This window comes from Citrobacter sp. S46_ASV_140 (assembly GCF_018919545.1).
Taxonomy (GTDB): Bacteria; Pseudomonadota; Gammaproteobacteria; order Enterobacterales; family Enterobacteriaceae; genus Citrobacter; species Citrobacter braakii.
On sequence record NZ_JAHLRC010000248.1, the window covers coordinates 1 to 1794 of the forward strand.

The 1794-nt window shown below is 43.8% G+C and carries 2 protein-coding genes; both read right to left on the reverse strand.

Translation table 11 applies throughout. The features are described from left to right. Positions 1-347 precede the first annotated feature (347 nt). Positions 348-860: a hypothetical protein gene (locus tag KQJ19_RS23450; protein WP_216404264.1), complete on the reverse strand. Its 513-nt coding sequence runs from the start codon at positions 858-860 to the stop codon at positions 348-350. After that, positions 860-1794 (reverse strand): winged helix-turn-helix domain-containing protein (locus tag KQJ19_RS23455; RefSeq protein ID WP_253296411.1); only part of this gene is annotated, 935 nt, incomplete at its 5' end. The genes KQJ19_RS23455 and KQJ19_RS23450, both read right to left, overlap by 1 nt.

Below are 1794 nucleotides of genomic sequence, written 5' to 3' on the forward strand. Positions count from 1 at the left end.
ACCGTCAAATTTCACCGCTAACTCTGCGCCTGAAAAGTCGCCCGAGCTATAAAATCATCGTTGCATCAATATACAACTGTCGGTGACATTTGTTACTGGCGGTCAGAGAGGGAAGGGATTATTGGAAAACCAGAAAGTTATAACGCTGGACGAGCAGGGTAACAATGTTCGCATAATCAGCGAGTTATGGTAGTGTAGGTTAGAATAGGGTTTTTATATTATGAGAGAAAATAATCTTTATGAATCAGCATTAACACACCAAGACATCTTGGGCGTGTAGTTCGTGATGCCCGTATCAAGTGACTCTTTCAAATCGTTTTTGTTTTTTTTTAATCTTCGCTTACTGATTATTCATTTTCCGGCAACGCATAATTCTGGCAGTACAGATAGGGGATCCCCTCTTTGGTAATCAAATACATCTCTCTATTCAGCGCAAAAAAATCGACGTTGGATACGCTGGTGTTGGTCAGGAAGAAGTCGGGGAGGAGTTCCTGAATGAGACTGGCGGGTGCTGTTTCGCGATTGGAGATTTGGATTTTCTGCGAAATCCAAACCGGGCTTGAGCCGTAGCTGGATTGTGTAAAAAGTACCATGCGTTGCACGGTCTGCTCATTATTTTCGGCATCTTTGATAATGCCATCAATATTTACAATACCTTTGCTGCCGCCGGTTTTGATATCAATGATCCCTCGGAATGAGCTTGTCTTGCGTACAATCTCGATGGCAGACCGACAGGTCAGATTATGTAACTGACCATTGTTTTTACTGTACCGGTAGACGGCGGTAACAATTAGCGCAGCAAAACAAAGCAGCAGGATAATACCTGTCTGGATGCGGGGCGTTCGGGAATAAAAATTCATTAGCTATCATACCGTGGGTAATAAACCGACTGACAGGCGTTTTCCTGCCTGTTTTTCATCAGTGAGCGACATACAAGCACAGATAATTTTTTGGATTCAGGGTAGGTGGTGATATAGATAAATTTATGGCTCTGACACAGCCCAGGATTTTTGTTGATAAATGCCGTATGTCGGGAGAAATTACTGGCATCATTATTAAAATAATACTGACAGTCAGTGGGGGCGTTGTCTGCGGTGATATAGCCGGAGAAATAGTTATCACTGGTTTGCCACGGATACATTATAAGCACACAAATCATCAGGGTAATAGCAAGTATTACCATTTCAGCAGTGGTGATCAAAGGTTGGCGCGCTGTGTCATCTGACAGTTCTTCTATGGCGACATCCGGCACTAAGGGTTCTGCTGTAAAAGATACGCTCTCCTTCGGAGTTTCAATCACCTGAATATTGAACTCTTCCTGGATGATCAGCCCTTTGCGGGGGATCGTGGTGATAAGCGGTTGCTCCAGTTCCAGCTGCAGCAAACTTTTGCGCAAAGAGAGAATGCTTTGATAAAAGGCGTTGAAGCTCACCTGGCGGTGATTTTTACCCCAGCCGAATTCCAGTAGTTCGTTTTGGGAAACCACTTGCCCACGATGTTGAATAAGTAATAAAAGACATAATGACGCCGAGTGTTTGAGTTTTATCCGCTGATTGGGTTGATCTATCCGCGCCAGCGATTGTGTAGCTGGCGTAAATATTATTATTTTTTCAATCAGATAACTGACATTGCCAGTCTCAGACATGATGTTTCTACTCTTGCTGGTGCGCCAGGCGGTTGGCGAGTCATGATACCACTTAGCCCATAAAGACCACCAGTATGGACCCGACCCTACAGCGAGAACCGCGAAGTGTTTCAATTTCGTATCATAATATAACAACAATGATAACTTTT